14 protein-coding genes are annotated in these 18131 nt (G+C 70.8%); 8 read left to right on the top strand and 6 right to left on the bottom strand.

The features are described 5' to 3' along the window. Positions 1–25: 25 nt before the first annotated feature. Complete coding sequence (locus EKD16_RS18365) at positions 26–361, bottom strand: hypothetical protein (protein ID WP_242677043.1); 336 nt, start codon at positions 359–361, stop codon at positions 26–28. 511 nt (positions 362–872) lie between these two features. On the opposite strand from EKD16_RS18365, the gene EKD16_RS18360 reads away from it, so the two are divergent. After that, the gene (locus EKD16_RS18360) at positions 873–1577 is read left to right on the top strand and encodes a response regulator transcription factor (RefSeq protein ID WP_131099514.1); all 705 of its coding nucleotides are present in this window, start codon (positions 873–875) and stop codon (positions 1575–1577) included. Next, on the top strand, positions 1574–5584 hold the full coding sequence (locus EKD16_RS18355; protein ID WP_242677042.1) for an MMPL family transporter: 4011 nt from the start codon (positions 1574–1576) through the stop codon (positions 5582–5584). The genes EKD16_RS18360 and EKD16_RS18355 overlap by 4 nt, the downstream gene beginning before the upstream one ends. A 92-nt stretch (positions 5585–5676) precedes the next feature. Here the strand turns inward: EKD16_RS18355 and EKD16_RS18350 are convergent, their stop codons facing one another. The 3 genes from EKD16_RS18350 to EKD16_RS18340 are packed head-to-tail and all read right to left on the bottom strand — an operon-like array spanning position 5677 to position 6925. Then, positions 5677–5919 (bottom strand): DUF397 domain-containing protein, encoded by a 243-nt coding sequence (locus tag EKD16_RS18350; protein ID WP_131099512.1) that lies wholly within the window; start codon positions 5917–5919, stop codon positions 5677–5679. Positions 5920–5943: 24 nt separating this feature from the next. Continuing rightward, on the bottom strand, positions 5944–6123 hold the full coding sequence (locus EKD16_RS18345; protein ID WP_131099510.1) for a DUF397 domain-containing protein: 180 nt from the start codon (positions 6121–6123) through the stop codon (positions 5944–5946). Beyond that, positions 6101–6925, bottom strand: coding sequence for a helix-turn-helix domain-containing protein (locus EKD16_RS18340; protein WP_131099508.1), 825 nt, complete (start codon positions 6923–6925; stop codon positions 6101–6103). The genes EKD16_RS18345 and EKD16_RS18340 overlap by 23 nt, the downstream gene beginning before the upstream one ends. Before the next feature lie 191 nt (positions 6926–7116). Here EKD16_RS18340 and EKD16_RS18335 point away from each other — a divergent pair, with 191 nt between their 5' ends. Continuing rightward, positions 7117–7761 carry a hypothetical protein gene (locus EKD16_RS18335; protein ID WP_131099506.1) on the top strand — a complete coding sequence of 215 codons (645 nt, stop codon included), beginning with the start codon at positions 7117–7119 and terminating at the stop codon, positions 7759–7761. Next, positions 7758–8075 carry a hypothetical protein gene (locus tag EKD16_RS18330; RefSeq protein WP_131099504.1) on the top strand — a complete coding sequence of 106 codons (318 nt, stop codon included), beginning with the start codon at positions 7758–7760 and terminating at the stop codon, positions 8073–8075. Before EKD16_RS18335 ends, EKD16_RS18330 begins: the two co-directional genes overlap by 4 nt. A 155-nt stretch (positions 8076–8230) precedes the next feature. Here EKD16_RS18330 and EKD16_RS18325 read toward each other — a convergent pair whose 3' ends face one another. Further along, a complete protein-coding gene (locus EKD16_RS18325) occupies positions 8231–8920 on the bottom strand; it encodes a TetR/AcrR family transcriptional regulator (protein WP_131099502.1) in 690 nt (229 codons plus the stop codon). A gap of 117 nt (positions 8921–9037) precedes the next feature. On the opposite strand from EKD16_RS18325, the gene EKD16_RS18320 reads away from it, so the two are divergent. The 4 genes from EKD16_RS18320 to EKD16_RS18310 all read left to right on the top strand — a co-directional run bounded on the left by EKD16_RS18320 (position 9038) and on the right by EKD16_RS18310 (position 15184). Continuing rightward, entirely contained in the window at positions 9038–9778 is a 741-nt protein-coding gene (locus tag EKD16_RS18320; RefSeq protein ID WP_131099500.1) for an NAD(P)-dependent oxidoreductase, read from the top strand. 358 nt (positions 9779–10136) lie between these two features. Beyond that, complete coding sequence (locus EKD16_RS26395; protein ID WP_131099499.1) at positions 10137–13415, top strand: AfsR/SARP family transcriptional regulator; 3279 nt, start codon at positions 10137–10139, stop codon at positions 13413–13415. Positions 13416–13576: 161 nt separating this feature from the next. Beyond that, positions 13577–13714, top strand: coding sequence for a hypothetical protein (locus EKD16_RS25470; RefSeq protein ID WP_165498606.1), 138 nt, complete (start codon positions 13577–13579; stop codon positions 13712–13714). A 198-nt stretch (positions 13715–13912) separates the two neighbouring features. After that, positions 13913–15184 carry a hypothetical protein gene (locus EKD16_RS18310; protein ID WP_131099497.1) on the top strand — a complete coding sequence of 424 codons (1272 nt, stop codon included), beginning with the start codon at positions 13913–13915 and terminating at the stop codon, positions 15182–15184. A 555-nt stretch (positions 15185–15739) separates the two neighbouring features. On the opposite strand, the gene EKD16_RS18305 is transcribed toward EKD16_RS18310, so the two are convergent. Continuing rightward, a complete protein-coding gene (locus EKD16_RS18305) occupies positions 15740–18022 on the bottom strand; it encodes an ATP-binding protein (RefSeq protein ID WP_131099495.1) in 2283 nt (760 codons plus the stop codon). Positions 18023–18131 lie beyond the last annotated feature (109 nt).

The following is an 18131-nucleotide window of genomic DNA, read 5'->3' as shown; positions in this document are numbered from 1 at the left end:
AAACCGGCCGGGGGCGTTGAGGGTGTCAGCCGACGGAGAAGCTGAACGGCCCCGTGATTCCGCTCGGTGGAGCATGCCAGCCGTGGTTCGGCTGCACGGGGATACCGGGGAACAGGCAGTTCGGATTGCTGTGGATGGTCACTTCGACGTCGGTCTGGTTGAGTAGAATGTGAACGGTGCCCGGGAGCGCATAGCATTCCCCGGTGGGCGGGTTCCGGTAGGTTTCCAGGGGTTGGACCTCGGACTTGTAGATGACCACCTCGCCGGTTGCGGCGTGCGCGGTACCGGCGGTGGACAGCACCAGCGCACCCGTCATCACCGCGGCGGACAGAGACGCGAGAACAGGGGAAGAACGCGGCATTCGGTCTCCGATATCCTCAATCGGGCGTATTTGCACACGCTCCAGTCGGCAGCCGGGAGCGATACTTGAATTCTTTCCGCCGATACGCGGCCGCGTCAATGGCTCTCCGTGTTCCCGTCGTCACGCCGAGGTTTCGGTGTTCTCTTGTGGTTGTCCGAAAAATCAGCGGTAAGGGAATTTCCGCCGTGCATTCCCGGGAGGTGGATTCTTCTGGTCGCGCCCGTCGTCGCGATCACCGACCATGCCCGCGGAAGCCCGCCGGCTCTGTCCGCCCTGCGACTGGTGGGGCGGAGGGGAGCCGCCCGATCCCACGCGTCCGCATTGGGAGCGGGCCGCGGGGAGAGACCGCCGGGCGCTCGGCGATCCTCCGCGCGGCCCGCCGCACGGTCCTGCCCGCCGACGCCGCGCCGGTCGGGGAGGATGGCTTCGGGAGCGCCGCGCACTCGGCGGTGCCGGAGGCGCGCGGCACTCTCATCCTCTTCTCATCCGCCTCGGCTTCGCTGGACGACCGATGACCCGACCCAGAATCCTCGTCGTCGACGACGAACCCAACATCGTCGACATGGTGACGACCGTGCTCGAATTCCACGGCTTCGAGATGTCGGCCGCCGCGACCGCGGCCCAGGCGTATGCGGCCGCCCGCGTCCACCGGCCCGACCTGGTCGTACTCGACGTCATGCTGCCCGACGGCGACGGGTTCGAGGTCTGCCGCACGCTGCGGCGCTCCCTGCCCCGCCTGGGCATCGTCTTCCTCACCGCCAAGGACGCCCACAGCGAACGCGTCGCCGGCCTCACCTACGGCGGCGACGACTACGTCACCAAACCGTTCAACATCGACGAACTCCTCGCCCGCGTGCGCGCCGTGCTGCGCCGCATCCTGCCCGAGGCCGCCGAGGAGCCCCCCGACGACGGAGTGCTGCGCTTCGCCGACGTCGAACTGGACGAACACGCCTGCACGGTCCACCGCGCCGGAAACCCCGTCTCGCTGTCGCGCACCGAGTTCGACCTGCTGCGCTACCTCATGCTCAACCGCGGCCATGTACTCTCGCGCAGCCAGATCATCGACGAGGTGTGGAGCAGCGATTACACCGGCAGCTCCAACATCGTCGACACCTACGTGGGCTACCTGCGCCGCAAGCTCGGCGCCTTCGGCCCCAACCTCATCCAGACCCAGCGCGGCTTCGGCTACGTCCTGCGCGAGCGGAGCGAGCCGTGAGGCCGCCGATCCGGATCCGCACGCTGCGCGGCCGCATGGTGCTGGTCAACACGGTGCTGATGGCGCTGGCGCTGCTCGTGGTCGCCGTCATCAGCACCGCGTTCCTGCGCGCCTACCTGCTGGACCGCGTGGACGAGCGCATCGAGGTCGCCGCGGAGTTCGCCCGCGCCCGCCAGAACGACATCTTCTCCCAGGACACCGCCGAGCTGGTCAAGCAGATCCGCACGCCCAGCGACTTCGTCGTCGAGTACACCACCGACGCATCCGGCGGTGAAGGATCCCGCGTCCACCGGCTGCAGGGCACGGGGCCGGTGCTGATGCGCGGCATCGACCCGGCCACCGCCCCCGACGGCGTGTTCACCCACAGGCGCGGCGGCGAGGAGTACCGCGTCACCCTCGTCCACCTGCCCGCCTATGACACCGTCGCGCTGATCGGGGAGCCCCTCGCGCCGGTGCGCGAGGTCGTGCAGCGCCTGGTGGCGATCGAGGCGGCGGCCGGGGCCGCGATGCTGCTCGCCAGCCTCGCGGCGGGCTCCGCGGTCATCCGGCGCGGCCTGCGCCCGCTGGACGACGTCGTCGACACAGCGGAGGCCATCGCGGCGGGCGACCTGGAGCGCCGCGTCCCCGCTCCCACCGACACCGACGCCAGCGAGGCCGGCCGCCTCACCCTGTCCATCAACCGCATGCTCTCGCGGCTGCGCTCCGCGCTGCACGCCCGCGCCGAATCCGAGGAGCGGCTGCGCCGGTTCGTCTCCGACGCCTCCCACGAACTGCGCACACCGCTCACCTCCATTCGCGGCTATCTGCAGATGGTCTCCCGCGGCGTGGTCGACGTCGCCCGGCGTCCCGACGTCATCGCCCGGTCCGAACGGGAGTCGGAGCGCATGGCCGCCATCGTCGACGACCTGCTGTACCTCGCCCGGCTGGACGAGCGGCCGGCGCCGCGGCGCGACGTCGTCCACCTCGACCGCGTCGTCGCCGACAGCATCGCCGACGCCCGCGCCGCCCAGCCCGAGCGCGAATGGCGGGCAGAGATCGCTGCGGAGGGCCTGGTGCTCGGCGACGAGCAGGAGCTGCGCCAGGCCGTGGCCAACCTGCTGGCCAATGTGCGCGTGCACACGCCCGCCACCAGCCCGGCGGTGGCCGCGCTGCGGCGCGTCGGCGGGCGCGTGGTGCTGGAGATCGGCGACTCGGGCCCCGGGGTGGCCGAGGAGACGGCGGCATTCGTCTTCGAGCGCTTCTACCGCGGCGGCCCGTCGTCGCAGCGCCCCGGCAGCGGGCTGGGGCTGCCCATCGTCCGCGCGGTGATGCGCGGCCACGGCGGCGACGCGGTGTTCACCTCCGCACCCGACGCGGGCACGGCCGTCCGCCTGGAGTTCCCGCCGCTGGAGGACCGCGACGCGGCTCCGGGAGCGGGCGAGCGTGACGACGATCTCCCCGCCGACGGCGGATTCTCATCGGACTCTCATCTTCCTCGGGATCTCGCCTCATCGGCGTCGGATGGTGTGGCGGCGAACGGACCACCCGGGAGGAGAGGGAGTAGGAGCATGGCCGAACTGCTGTACCGCCTGGGCGGATTCGCGTTCCGCCGGCGGTGGCTGGTCGTGATCACCTGGCTGGTGCTACTGGTCGCCGCCGGCGGGGCCGCCCTCCAGTTCCGCGTGCCGCTGGACGACGGCTTCTCCATCCCCGGCACCGAGTCCGAGCGGGCCACCGACCTCATCGACGAACGGTTCGACGGCCGGGGCGGGACGGTCACCACGGTGCTGCGGGCGCCGGACGGCGCCGACATCGTCGACAACGAGCAGTACACCGACGCGGTGCGCGACACCGCCGCCGAACTGGAGGACGTCTCCGGCGTCGACCGGGTGATCAGTCCGCTGGAGCAGATCGGCGACGCCCGCCGGCAGTACGAGGACGGCATCGCCCAGTCCAAGGAGGACGCCGCCGAGACCGCCCGCGAGCGGGCCACCGGCCAGTTGCCGCCCGGCACCCCCGAGGAGGTCGTCGAGCAGCGGGTCGCCGAGGCCGAGCAGCAGGCGCGCGAGACGGTGGAGCAGGAGGCGCCCGGCTTCGACCGCGAGCAAGTCGTCGAGCGGATCCCGCAGATCTCCGACGACCGCACCACGATGCTGCTGAACGTGCAGCTGACCCAGCCCAACGACTCCGTCGCCCCCGAGACCGTGGACGCCATCCTGGAGACCGGCGACAGCGCGCGCGACGCCGGGCTCGACGTGGAGTTCAGCGGCCAGGCCATCTCCATGTCCCCGCCGGCGCTGGGCGCGGGCGAGTCGGTCGGCGTCATCGTCGCGCTGGTGGTGCTGCTGATCAACTTCGGCGCCGTGGTCGCCGCCGGACTGCCCATCGTGCTCGCGCTATTCGGTGTGGGACTGGGCATGGCGCTGCTCTACGCCGCGTCCAGCCTGCTGAACCTCTCCAGCACGGCCCCGATCATGGCGGTGATGCTCGGGCTGGCCGTGGGCATCGACTACGTGCTGTTCGTGCTGTCCCGCCACCGCAAACAGGTGGCCGAAGGCATGGCCCCGGACGAGTCGGCGGCACGCTCCATCGGGACCGCCGGAAGCGCGGTGGTCTTCGCCGGTGCCACCGTGATCATCGCGCTGCTGGGCCTGTCCGTGGTGCAGATCCCGTTCCTGACCGTCATGGGCGTCGCCGCGATGGTCACGGTCGCGCTCGCGGTGCTGCTCACGGTCACGATGCTGCCGGCGGCGCTCGGCTTTTTGGGGCACCGCGTCACCGCCGGGCGGGTGCCGGTGCTGGGCCGCCGCGCCGAAGCCGCCATGACCGCCGAGCGCACGATGAGCAGCCGGTGGGTGCGGGCGGTGACGCGGCGCCCGCTGGTGCCGATCGTGGCCGTGCTGGCGGTGCTGGTCGTCATGCTGCTGCCGCTGCGCGACATGCATCTTGGCTTGCCCACCGACGCGACCAGCGCACCGGACACCACCCAGCGCCAGGCCTACGAGATCATCAGCGAGGAGTTCGGCCCGGGCTACGGCGCCCGCCTGGCGGTCGTGACCGACCTCACCGGACTCTCCGACACCGAGGCCGCCGCCGCGGACGTGGCCGACCGCATCGAGGAGGTCGACGGCGTCACGGAGGTCTTTCCGCCGCAGATGAACGACATCGGCGACACCGCGATCATCACGGTGATCCCGGAGGCCGGGCCGTCTTCGTATGCCACCGAGGACGTGCTGCACGACATCCGCGGCCTGGAGAGCGAGATCGACGAGGAGATCGGCGCGCAGATCGCGGTCGCCGGTGCCACCGCCTCGGCGATCGACGTCTCCGAGCGGTTGGCCGACGCCCTGCCGGTGTTCGCCTCCGTGGTCATCGGGCTCGCGCTGGTGCTGATGGTGATCGTGTTCCGCTCGATCGTCGTGCCGGTCAAGGCGGCCCTGGGCTTCGTACTCAGCGCGGGCGCGGCGCTGGGGCTGACGGTGGCCGTCTTCCAATGGGGCTACGGCGCCGAACTGTTCGGCGTCGAACCCGCCCCGACGCTGCTGGCGTTCATGCCGACCCTGCTGATCGGCATCCTGTTCGGGCTGGCGATGGACTACGAGGTGTTCCTGGTCTCGCGCATGCGGGAGGACTACGTGCACGGCGGCGACGCGCAGCATGCCGTGGTCTCCGGGTTCACCCAGGGCGCGCGGGTCGTCACGGCGGCCGCGGTGATCATGGTCAGCGTGTTCGGGGCGTTCGTGTTCGGCCACAGCGAGATGGTCAAGCCGATCGCCTTCGCCCTCGCGGTCGGCGTGCTGTTCGACGCGTTCCTGGTTCGGATGACCCTGGTGCCGGCGGTGATGGCCTTGTTCGGCCGCGCGGCCTGGTGGCTGCCGAAGTGGCTGAACGCGGTGTTGCCGGACGTCGACATCGAGGGCGAACGCCTGGCCGCGGCCCACCCCCTGCCGGATGGCGGGAACGCACGGGGGACCGGCGAGCGCGGCTCCCAGGAGGAGAGCGAGAGCGAGCAGGCGGCGCACCGGTAGGCCGCTGAGCGCCGCCGCGCCGAGGTAGCCGAGGAAGCCGAGGGGGATCCGGGAGAGGCCGGATCCCCCTTCGCATGCGTACGGGAGGCAAGCTAGAGGCGGTCGCCCTTCAGGTCCGCGAGGAGGGCGGCCCATTCGTCGGCGGGCAGGGTGAGGTGACCCGCGCGGCGGTTGCGGGTGTCGCGGATCTTGACGTGCTCCGCTGAGGGGGCGACTTCGACGCAGTCACCGCCGTTGGGGCCGCTGTAGCTGGACTTGAGCCAAGCTGCTTCGACGCAGTTCCCAGCGTTGCCGCCGCTGTAACTGGACTTTTGCCAGACTCCCGCTTCTTGCATCCGTAGCACCTCCTTAGGCAGCGGCTACAGCTGATCGTCCTTCAGGTCGGCGAGGAAGGCGGACCACTCCGAGGCGGACACGGCCAGGTGCCCGGCGCTTCGGTGGCGCGTGTCGCGGATCTTGACGTGTTCCGCGGACTGGGCGACCTCGACGCAGTCACCGCCGTTGCCACCGCTGTAGCTACTCTTCTTCCACATCTCCATACCGATCACCATTCACCTTCTTGAGCAGAGCCACAGATTCGGGGAAGGGAAGACTATCCGAGGCCAAGAGCCCGAAGACGGTCGTTAGCTCCGTCACTTGCTCCGGGGCGTCGACGACCTCACCCCCCAGCATGTTCTCCACGTAGCCGACGGACTGAGTTGCGTTCAGCGCCATCACCCGAAACGGTTCGCACAGGCCGAGGCTCGAACGCAGCCTCGGTAGTACTTGGACTCGGATGGCGTTGCTGTCCACGAGACCGAGGATATGACGAATCTGGTCTCGCATGACCGTCTCGTCCCCAACCAGGTTGAGGAGCGCGGTCTCGTTGATGACGAACCAGAGGAGGGGTTTGTTCGCGCGGACGAGCCCGAGTCGCTTAGTCCTCGTCTTCACGATCTCTTCGAGCCGCTCCGGTGGCGAGGTGATCTGGCGTTCGCTGACCAAGATCCGTGCATAGTCCTCTGTCTGCAGTAGGCCAGGTACGCGAATCGATTCGTAAGCCCGGATTGCGGTAGCTCGCTGCTCCAGAAGTAGCGCGTCCTTGAACCAGTCCGGAACGAAACGCTGGTTGTTGAGCTCCTGCCACAGGCGGGTCAACGTGCCGCCTGTCTCCAAAGCGGTGTCCAATTCTTCCGCTTGCACCCGTTGTGGGACGCGATCCAAGCGCTCAAGCTTCCCGACCATCGTGTAGTGCATCGAAAGCCTGCTGGACAACTGCCTCTGCGTCATGCCTGCTGAAGTGCGTAGGTGCTGCAATTCGTTGCCGAACTGGCGCCAGCGCGCCCGGTCATGTTCCCTCATGTGCACCAGGCTGGCACCTGCGAAGCCAAAGCGAGACGGAAAAGTCAAGAAGAGCCAAAAGTGTATCTTCGCTGGTAGGTAGCTTCCCTTGGCGCCATCCTCGAATGAAGAAGGCACGAAAGACCCCGGCGACGGCCTCCACCGTCCCGGGGCGTGGCCACCAGCCACACCTATGCCAAGGAGCTGATGACATGTCCGAGCCTATCCCGCGCTCGCCCGCGTGGGTGCGACTGCTGCTTCTCCCGGTCGCTTTGCTGCGATTCCTCCCGTTTCACGCCAGCCCGGTTCCGCCGCCGCGCCGACCGGAGCGCGCCCGCCCCTACGTCGCCTCTGCCGCGGTGCCGCCCGACTACGAGCGTTTCTGTGAGCTTCACACCCGCCACGTATCGCGCTGGCGCCTGACCTACACCCCTGGCCATGCGGCCCCCTACCAGGCGCACCACCGGGCAGCCGAAGGCATCGTGCTGTCCGCCGGCGATCTCGACTCGCTCGAATTCGCGCTTACCGCATTCACGCCCCCGCCGCGCACGCGCCCTTACCTCGACCACGGCGCGCAGACGCGCCCGACTTCGAGGACGCTCGCCGCCGACGAGGCGCACGCCCTGCACCAGCTCGCCGACGACCTCGCTGCCAGCGCCCAGGACAGCGCGTGCTGGGCCTCCGCCATCCGGGAATCGTCCCTGGAGATGCTCGCCCGGATCGCCGCCCGGCTCGGCGACGCCTGCGGACATCCCGCCCCGGACCGGCACTCCTGCCTCCGCCCGTCGTGCCACGAGGGCCACCACCTCGACGCGCTCGGCCGCGCCTGGGAGCTTGCCGCCGAGGACGCCCGATGAGCGCGGCGACGGCGGTCGGCCCCCCGCGCAGGCAGCCCGCAACCGTCCACCCTGCAGCTCGCCGCCTCACCCTGCGGTTCCCCGGCGTGAGCGCCTGGTACGGCACCCACACCGGCAGCTGGTGGGCGATCCTCCCGGGCCGCCCGCAGCTGCTCGAAGCACCCTCGGCCGAGGCTCTGGAACGCCTCATCGCCTCTGTGTACGCCGGACGCGGTCAGGCCGGCGCATCCCGCTTCGCCGCCCGTACCGCTGTGCCGCCGCCCCGCCCGACTTCGTATTCCACAGGATGGGCGGTAATCGGCCGTCCCCATTGAGCCGGTCATCCGCATCGAGGCGATGGAGCGCTACAAACAGCGCGCTTGAGTGGGGCGGCCCTCGCGCCGCCCCACCGACGCGATCGGAATGCGCTTGTTCGCGGAAACCGGCTGGTGCTCTCCTTCCGGCATATCCGTAAGCCTGCGCGGCGCGACTACCGCTGTGCCGCCTGCTCCTCGGCGAGATTCCGCTCCAGGCCGTTGAGAATCAGGTCGAGTCCGCGCGCGAACTCGTCGGCGTAGGAGTAGTCGGGGCGCCGGGCGTGCGCTTTCGCCATCTCCAGCAGGTGGGGGTACTCCTCGGCGGGCAACGCGTCCGCCAGGGTCGCCGCCGCGTCCGCCGGCTCCCGCGACGTGTCGAACGGCAGGCTCGACTCCTGCAGGACGAACCCGTAGACGTAGCTGTCCAGGGTCGCCGTCGCCTGAGCGGTCGTCGCGATCGAGAATCCCGCACCGCGCAGGCAGCCGATCACCCAGTCGTGATGCCGCAACGTCGCCGGTCCCGGGTTGCGCCGCGAGTCCATCAGGCCCAGCGCCCACACGTGGCGCGCGAGCACCGCGCGTGCCGAGCACGCGCGTCGGCGCATGGCGTTCCGCCAGTCTCCGGCGTCGTCCGGCAGTTCGATCTCACTGAAGACCAGGTCGACGATCCCGTCCAGGATCTCCTCCTTGTTGGCCACGTGGTGGTACAGCGACATGGCCTCGACCCCGAGGTGCTCGGCCACCTTGCGCATGCTCACCGCCGCCACCCCGCGCTCGTCGGCCACACGCACGGCTCCTTGGAGGACGCGCCCCCTGCTCAGGGGGGAATTGGTCGGGCGCTGTCGTTTCGGTGTCGATACCACCTGGGCTCCCTCGGAGTGCGTCGATGCCGCGCCGTCTCTCCTTGACGGACTTACGCACGTAAGGGTAACTTCCAACTACAGGCTTACAGGTGTAAGGGAAGGTTGGGAGGGATTCGGGTGAGCACGGAACGAGAACAGGACACGGCCGGCAAGCAACGCCGCTCGAAGGTCTGCATCGTCGGCGCCTCGGGCAAGCTGGGGCGCTACATGGTGCAGCACTGCCTGGACCGCGGCTACGAGGTGGTGGGCGTGTGCCGCGAGCAGAGCGTCGGCAAGCTCGCGGACTTCGGCGACCGCATCACCGTGGTTCCGGGGCGCACGGACGACCGGGCCGCCATCGGCCGCGCCGTCGCCGGATGCGACGCCGTCCTCACGGTCCTGGTCCCCCACGGCGTCCACGGCTACTCCACCGGAACGGCCCAAGCGGTGCTCGACCTGGCGCCGACAGGGGCGCGGCTGGTGTTCTCCTGCGGCTGGCACGTGGCCCGCGACGGCGAGGACGCGTACTCGCGCAGGTTCCTCGCGACCGTCCGCATCGTCACCGTGCTCGCGCGGCTGATGCGCTTCGTCGACGTCGACGACCAGGTGCGGGCGTGCCGCCGCGTATTCGACAGCGGTACGCGGTGGACCGTCGTGCGCGGCAGCGACCTCGAAGAGGGCGAGAGCGAAGGACTCCCGGTCTGGAGCCGACACGTCGGCGCCCCGATCTTGGCGAGCAACAAGACGCGCCGGACCGACTTCGCCCTGTTCATGGTGGAGGCGATCACCGACGACGCACTGATCCGCGAGGCACCGGCCATCGTCGGCTGCCGCACGCCCTCGGCACGCGCCCACGCCCGACCGGCGGAGCCGCGATAACGGCGGCGCCTCCTGCGCCGGGCCGTCGAGGGTGTCCGGAGCGTCGGTTCGGGCGCCGGGATCGGGTCCAAGGACACCCTCGGTGCTCTCTGGGGGCCGCGTTTACTCGGTTAAGATCCATTCACGTGCATCGGCACGTACTGCGGAACATGCATTTTCCCGGTAAATCAGACTCATTTCGGAGGGCGCTCAGGAGATCGCGGAGTGCAGCGCCGCAACCATACGCCATCCGCCCGAATTTATCCATATCCAGGCTGTTCAGTGGACTGGTCACCACTCCACAAAAAAGATCACCGATTTGTGTATGGATTGGCGGTAATTCCGGTGTGAGTATGGTCCGCGGGAGGAGTGATGGCCCGTGGAGATACGCTTGCTCGGGCCGGCGGTGCGCGTCATGGTCGACGGGCAGGCTGTGGATGCCGGCACCCTGAAAGAACGCGTCATACTGGCGACTCTCGCGCTGACCCCTGGAAAAGTCGTCCCGACCGGATTGATCATCGACCACGTCTGGCACGACGCGCACCCGGCGTCCGTGCGCTCCAGTCTCTACGCCTACATCACGCGCATTCGCAACCGCATCCGGGCGGCGGGTTCGGGCGTGGCGCTGCCTTCGCACTCGCGGGGGTACACCCTGGAGATCGCGGGCGAAGCCGTCGACTGGCACCGCATGAAGGCGCTGCGGAGCCGGGCGGGCGAGCTCGCGGAGGTTGGCGACCACCGCAGGGCCGCCGACCTCCTCTCCCGCGCGCTGCACCTCTGGGAGGGCGATCCGCTGGCCGAAGTGCCGGGTACATGGACGCACGCTTATCAGCAGTCCATGCACCAGACCTGGCTCCTCGTTTTAGAGGGGTGGGCGGAGTCCTGCCTGCGCATCGGCCGCTACCACGACGTCATTGCCGGCGTTTCCGAAGCGGCTGCCCGATACCCGAAGAATGAGAAACTCGCCGTCGCCCTGATGCGAGCGCTGGCGGACGGCGGGCGCAGCGCCGAAGCCCTCGATGTGCACGCCCGCCTGCGCGCCGACCTCGCCGAGGAGGGCAACCGGCCGTGCAACGCCACCCAGGAGGTCTTCCAGCGCATCCTCACTGGACACGCGGAGGGCGGCGAGGGCGCCGCCGCGCCAGCTGGCGGCGCGACGGAGAGCCGACCCGCCGCCGTAGAACGGTCGCCCACCGCCGACACCGGCGGGTCGGCCGATCCGACCGGGGGCGTCGCGCGCCCCGCGCCCCCTGGCCCCGCCGACCCCGTCCACGACAGTCTCGGCCGCGACATCGGCGACTTCACCGCGCGAGCCGAGGAGTTGTCCGCGATACTCGACCACGCCCGCAGCCGGCCGGATGCGACCACGGTCATCGTCCTCTCCGGGCTGGCGGGGGTCGGCAAGACGGCCCTCGCCGTGCGCGCCGCTCACCTGCTGCGCGACGAGTTCGACGTCCGCCTCCAGCTCGACCTGCACGGCCACACAGCCGGACAGCCTCCGCTGGATCCGGCACAGGCACTCCACCTGCTGCTGCGCAGTCTCGACGTCGCGGCCGAGCGCATCCCGCCCGAACAGGAGGCGCGGGCGGCGCTGTGGTCGAGTCGCCTCGCAGGGCGCCGCGCCCTGGTCCTGCTCGACGACGCCACCCGCGGCCGTATCGCCCCGTTGATCCCCGGCACTCCGGGCTGCGTCGTGCTGGTGACCAGCCGGTGGACGCTCGCCGAGCTGGACGGCGTCCACCACGTCCGCCTCGACCCTCCTGACCCCGACGACGCCGCGGCGATGCTTGCCGACATCGCCGGGCTGGGGACCGACGGTGTGCACGACTCCGATATGCGGCGGATCGTGGCGGCCTGCGGGCGGCTGCCGCTGGCGCTTCGGGTGGCGGGCGGCCGACTCCGCCACCGTCCGACGTGGACGCCGGCCCACCTCGCCGATCGCATCGCACGCAACGGCCTCGTGGAGATGCGCTCCGCCGGCCGCGACGTGGCCGGAGTGTTCGCGATGTCGGTGGAAGCGCTGAGCGAGTGGGCCCGGGACGCCTTTCTGCGGTCCGCCCTACTCCCCGCACCGGAGTTCTCCCTGCCCGCGCTGGCCGCCGCGCTCGGCGACACCGGGCCGCAGACCGGTCGCGCCGAGGCGGCGGCGGACGAACTGCTGGACACCAACCTGGTGGAGGAGACCGGGCCGGGACGCTATCGGATGCACGCGCTGCTGCGCGAGTTCGGGCGCCGACGCGCGGCGGAGGTACTGGCGCCGGCCGATCGGCGGGAGGCGCTGCTGCGCGTCCTGGAGCACTACCGGGCGACGGCGGATGCGGCGGACCGAACCGTGCACCCGGCCCGCCGCCGTCCGCCCGAATGCCCGACAGATCCGCCGCGCGCCGCCTCGTTCTCGACGGCTTCGGAGGCCCGCCGCTGGTACGAGGACGAGTACCCCACGATCGACGCCGCTCTGGAGTCCGCGTGCAACGGTGAATTCCACGCGTATCCAGAGGTTCGCGCCTATGCCGTCCGACTGCCTCTGGCGATCGGCGGGCTGAGCGAGAGCGACGGGCCGTGGGAGGGTGCCGAGCGGCACCTCGCCGCCTGTTTGGAGTTGTGCCGCGAGGCGGGCGACGAATCGAACGCCGCCATCGCGGCACTGGACCTGAGCCGTGTTCAGGGGCGTTTGCGCCGTCTGGACGACGCGGAGGCCAACGCTGATGCAGCGCTGGCGCATTGGCAGCGCACGAGCGACGTGCAGGGCGAGGCGAAGGCTCATGACCAGCTCGGATCCATTCATTTCGCGGCTGCACGCAACACGGCGGCCTTGCGAGAGCACACGGCTGCGGTCGAGTTGTTCACCGCACACGGAGATCGCCGTTCGCGGGCTAAGGCACTCACTCACATCGGCACCTGCCACGCGATGCTGGGGGACCTGGACGCGGCCGAGAGTGCCTGTTCGGAGTCCGTGGCGGCACTACGAGCCATAGGTGATCCCGATGCGGAGGCTCGCGCACTGGCCAACTTCGCCGGGGTACTTCAGCAGCGCGGGTATCACCGGGACGCGCAGCGCTACTGCGAACAGGCACTGGCCGTTTTCGAGGGGATCGGCGACCGTCTGAACACCGGAAGCCTCACGTACAACCTGGCCGAGATCCTGGCCTACCGAGATCGGCACGAGGAGGCCGTCACCTGCTTCCGGCGCGCGCACGAGGTACTGAGAGAGATCGGCGCGGAGGACCTCGCGGTGCGGGCGTTGGCAGGGATCGGAGCGGCCTACCTGGCCCTGAACCGGTGCCACGAGGCGTGGCACACACTTCAGGATGCGGCGTCGTTGGCGGGGACGTTGTCGGATCCGGTGACGGAGTCGCAGGTCATGCGAGTGTGCGGGGATGTGCTCGTCGAGCTGCAGGCTCCCGCCGAGGCTCGCTTGCACTACCGGAACGCCCGCGGGCTTGCCGCCAACGGGGTGTCGGTGCTGGACGAGGTCCTCGCACACGAGCGGCTGGGAGATCTCAGCGCCCGCGAGGGAGACCATGCCGAAGCGTTGGGGCATTGGGGGCGCGCGCTGCGGCTGGGGGCGCCGATGCGTTCCCCTCATTCGATGGCGGTTAAGGCCAAAATCGAAACGATGAGAAACTTGCCCCATTCGTCGGGTAATGGTGCAGCGTAGGCCCCGCTGGGGATGACGTCAGACTGGTCGGTGTCTGCTATCTTTGGTCCGGCTGCGCCCAGGTGAGCGGTCGGATTCCCTTTTTTGGAAAGCGTCGCTCCTGGTATCTTCCGGTTCGGCTCCACGCATCCTATTTGTCCATGTTTACGAGGAGAACAAGGTTGTTCCCCGACTTTTTGCAATTTGCCATGCTCTTTTCCGTTGAGCTGCTTTCGGGGCAACCTCAACACGGCATCGCCGTCAGCTTCCGGGATTGGGGCGACGTCGGGCGGATGGCCGCATGGATCTGGGTGCACTGATGGGGCGTTCTCTGCCCCGATAGGCGGCGAACACTCGGCCGTAGCGCGGCGCGTCCGTCGATGTCCGCGGCGTCGGAGCAGGCTGCAAGTTCGTTGCGGTCGACTGTGCAATCCCCTGCAAGCGGTTTGCAAGCCCTTCGGCAACTCCCCGTGCCCACTATCGATCCCGTACGTCGACGAAGGCGATGGGAGACGACAGTGGTTGACAACGGACCCCGCGGCGCAGAGGCCGCAGACATGTCGGGCCGATGGGGCGACACCGGCCCGCTGGCCCCTCTCACCTGGCCGGTGGAGCGCCGCGTGCTCGGCCTTGTCCAGTCGTGGATGGGCGGCGACCGGCTGGCCGACATATTGCCGGCGCTCGAATCGGACACACGCATTCAAACCTTGCATACCGCTGTCGGCGGGTCGCCCTTCTCCGCGTCCGGCGCGGAGTACGTCCGCCGGATGAACGGGGCCGTGCTCGGCTGGGAAAGGGCACGCGAGCACCGGTTCGACCTGGCGATCGCGGCGCACTTGGGCGAGTTCGACGAGGTGCGGGCACCGACCATGGTCGTGCCGCACGGTGTCGGCTTCTCCAAGCGCATCCCGCGCCGCCCCGGCTACGGCCCGCCCGCGCGCAGACCGGTCGGCGGGGCGGTGGCCGCGGCGCTCGTACGCTACGGCCGGGTCGTGCCCGCGGTGATCGGCCTCGCCCATGAGCGTCAGCACGCCGTCATCGCCCGGGAGGCACCCGAGGCCGCCCAGGTCTGCCGTGTGGTCGGCGACCCCTGCTACGACCGCATGATCGCGAGCCTCCCGCACCGGCGCGCCTACCGCCGGGCCCTCGGGGTGGGCGAGCACCAGCGCCTGGTCGTCCTGTCCAGCACATGGGGCCGCTTAGGACTCGCGGGCAGCCGCTCGGAGCTGCTCAGCCGCCTACCGGGAGAGCTGCCCGCCGACTACGTGACCGCCGCGATACTGCACCCCGCTATCTGGTCGACGCACGGCCGACGCCAGGTCGCGGCGTGGCTCGCGGAAGCGCGGCGGTCCGGGTTGCGGCTGCTCGCCCCCGAGGCCGCGTGGCAGGCGGCGCTCGTCGCCGCCGACGCCGTGATCGGCGACCACGGAGCCGTCACGTACTACGGCGCCGCCCTGAACCGGCCGACACTGCTCGCGGCGGGTGCACCGGCCGATATCGTCTCGGGATCCCAGGTGGCCGAGCTGTACCGGCGCGCCCAGCCCCTCGGCGCCGCCGCGACCGCGCCGGGCACGATCGAGCGGGCGATCGACGGCGCCGACCCGGCGCAAGGCGAGGCGCTCGCGGGACTGCTGACATCGGCGCCGGGCCGCTCGGCCGAGCTGATCCGGCGGCACGCCTACGCCCTCATGGACTGCTCCGAGCCCGCCGACCCGCCGGCCGCCCACCCGCTGCCCGCACCCGCGCCGGTGGCGCCCGACGGGCCCGCGACCGGGTGCCGCGCCTCATGAGCGCGCCGCGCAGCGCCCGCGTGCGTACCGAAGTGGAAGTGCGGACGATCGACGGGGCTCCGCTGCGCCGGACAGTGGAGGACCAGGTCTGGGCCTCGGAATCCGCCGATCGGGCCTGGCTGCTCGCGGCCGACGTGCTGTCGCTGCCCGGGGCCGAGTCCGCGGCGCCCGGGCGGGTTCCCCTACCGGCCTACGGGGAAGCAGAGAGAGCGAGCGCCGCTGCCGTCACCGGTCGCGCGCCCGCCTGCCGGATCCTCGCCGTCGGGGCGCCTCGTCCGGCCGTCGTAATCCACGGCTCAACGACCGCCAGCGGTGTGTACAGCGGCGCGAGCGTTCTGCCCGACTGCGACGGCTCGGACACACGAGCGGACCGCGGCGCTGATGCCGCGTGGTCCGCCCCCGGCCCTTCGACGCGTGCGCGTTCACGTAGAGGCCCGGGCGCCCTCGTCGCCCGCTCGGCATGGGACGCCCGCCTACTCGGCTCTGTCGCACATACCTGGCCGGCGGCGGGACTGGAGGTGTCCGCCCTCGCCGACGCCTGGCCGCGCCGCGTCCTCACCGGCTTTCAGGCGGGGGCAGGGCATCGATCCGTCGCTGTATCTCTGCGGCTCGGGGAGCGTGCAGTCCGCTGCAGATGGACCATGCGGTGCTGAGATGCGCGCGCTCGTCGGCGGTGCGGCTCTCCAGCGCAGCCAGGTCGGCAAGCAGCACATGAACCCCGGCGACCTCGGTCTCGGCGCCCAGTTCGGAGCCGATGCGGAGCGCGTCCGCCAGCACACCGGCGACAGGTGCGCGGCCGCCGGGGGCGCCGTCGGCGGCCGGACCTGCGCCTGCGTGGGGATCGGCGCCGGCGCTCGCGCCAGTTCGCGTGCGCTCCGCGCCCCCGGCCGCACCGGCCGCCAGCCGACTGGCCGCGAGGCCGACCAGCGTGCGCAGCCTCATGTACGGTTCCCCCGACTCGGTGAAGTACTCCAGTGCGTGCTGGAAATGCTCCGCCGCGGCGGCGTGGTCGCCCAGGTCGCGGGCCGCCTCGCCCAGACGGCGCCGCATGAGGGCGATGCCGCGCCGTCGGCCCAGCCCGCGGTGGATCCGCAGCGCCCAGCCGAAGTGCTCGGCGGCCGCCGCGGGCGCGCCCGCGGCGAGCTCGGCGACTCCGAGATCCTCTAATGCCGACGCCCGGCCGAGTTCGTGCCGCGCGCGCGTCCACATCTCCAAGGCCGTGTGCAAGGGGTCGCGGGCGGCCGCGGCCTCGCCGCGGTGCAGCCGCAGCACTCCCAGCCCGTCGAGCATGAACGCCTGCGCCGCCGCATCGCCCAGCGCGCGGGCCGCGGCCAGGCCCGTCGTGTAGGTCTCCTGCCATGTGTCGAAGTGCTTGCGCTGCACGAAAACATTCCGCAGGGCCTCGCACAACTGCCAGCTCAACGCGTGGTCGCCCGCCGCGTGGCAGGCCGCGACCCAGGCGCGCAGGTTCGGCAGTTCGGTCTCCAGCCAGGCCATCGCGGCGCCCCGGTCGGCGAACCGTTCGCCGCCCCGCTGTGCGGCGTACCGCGGGCCCAGGTGCCAGCGGCCCGGATTGACCACAGCGTCGGTGTTGACGGCCGAATCCAGGTAGTGCTCGGCCAGCCGCCGCCGCGCCTGCTCGCGGGACGTACCGGTCTCCTCGTCCTCCAGGAGCCGCCGCGAATGCAGGCGGTGCAGATCGTGCTGCCGGTATCGGCCCGGGGCGTGCTCCTCCAGCAGGTGCGCCGCCAGCAGATCCTCCGCCGCCTCCTCCGCCTCATCCCGGGAGCACTCCAGCAGCGCCGCCATCGCCGCCGGTCCGGTGTCGGGGCCGGCCGTGTGCCCGAGCCTGCGGTGGAGGCGCCGCGCCGTATCGGGCAGGGCGGCATAGGAGGCGTCCAGTACCGAGCGCACCGACAGCTCATCCTCCCGGCTGAGCCGGGCGAGCCGCCCCCGCTCGTCGGCGAGCTGGTCGGCGAGGCCCCCGACGCTCTGGCGCGGGCGCAGCGACAGTCGGCTCGCGGCTGCGCACACGGCCAGCGGCAGTCGACCGCACAGGTCGACCAACCGGTGCACCGCCTCGGCCTCGTGCCGTGTGCGGTCCGGACCCAGCATCCGCTCCAGCAGGTCGGCGGCCGCGCCTGTGCCGAGCGGATCGATTTCGACGAAGGCGGCGCCGTCGGCGGCGAGCCCGGCCAGCTGGAGGCGGGTGGTGACGACCACGATGTGCGCCCCCGCGCCCGGCAGCAGTAGGCGCACCTGGGCGGCCGATGCGGCGTTGTCGAGCAGCAGAGCCATGCTGCGCCCCGCTGTTCGGGAGCGGAACTGGGCGGCGCGCCCGGCCGGGTCGAGGGCGATCCGAGCGGGGTCGGCGTGCAGGGTGCGCAGAAACCCGTCCAGCACCCCGGCCGGGTCCAGCGGGCCGGGCTCGGTGAATCCGCGGAGATCCGCGTAGAGCGCGCCGTCGGGAAAGGAATCGGCGAACAGATGCAGGAATGCCGTTGCGAGCGCCGTTTTCCCCACGCCGCCGGGGCCGCCGAGAACGATCAATTGCGGGACACGCTCGCGCGGTGCGGCGCGCGCTGCGGCGGCGAGGCGCTCCAGCTCCGTTTCCCGATCGGTGAAATTCCGCGGCGCGAGCGGGAGCTGGCGCGGGATTTCACCGGCGGGAGCCGCGTGCACGTGCACACCGCCGTGCACCGTGCCCGCCTGGACGAGGGCACCCAAGGTGCCGCCGAAGACCGAGGTGTCGTTGCCGAGCCGGGAACGCGACCCGCCTGTGCCGCGGGACCTGCGCGATACCGCGTCGTCGCCGAGACCGCCGGGGGATTGGTGCATCGCATTTCTTTCCGATATTGCGATCGGGCGGAAAAGACAGCATAACACCGGCTTTTCCGCTGATCACGGCAAGGGCGCCCGGTGCGGTGCCCGTACGGAGCACCGTGGC

The organism is Streptomonospora litoralis (assembly GCF_004323735.1).
Taxonomy (GTDB): Bacteria; Actinomycetota; Actinomycetes; order Streptosporangiales; family Streptosporangiaceae; genus Streptomonospora; species Streptomonospora litoralis.
The sequence above is the reverse complement of the archived record's forward strand: the minus strand, read 5'-3'. Positions and strand labels throughout refer to the sequence as shown.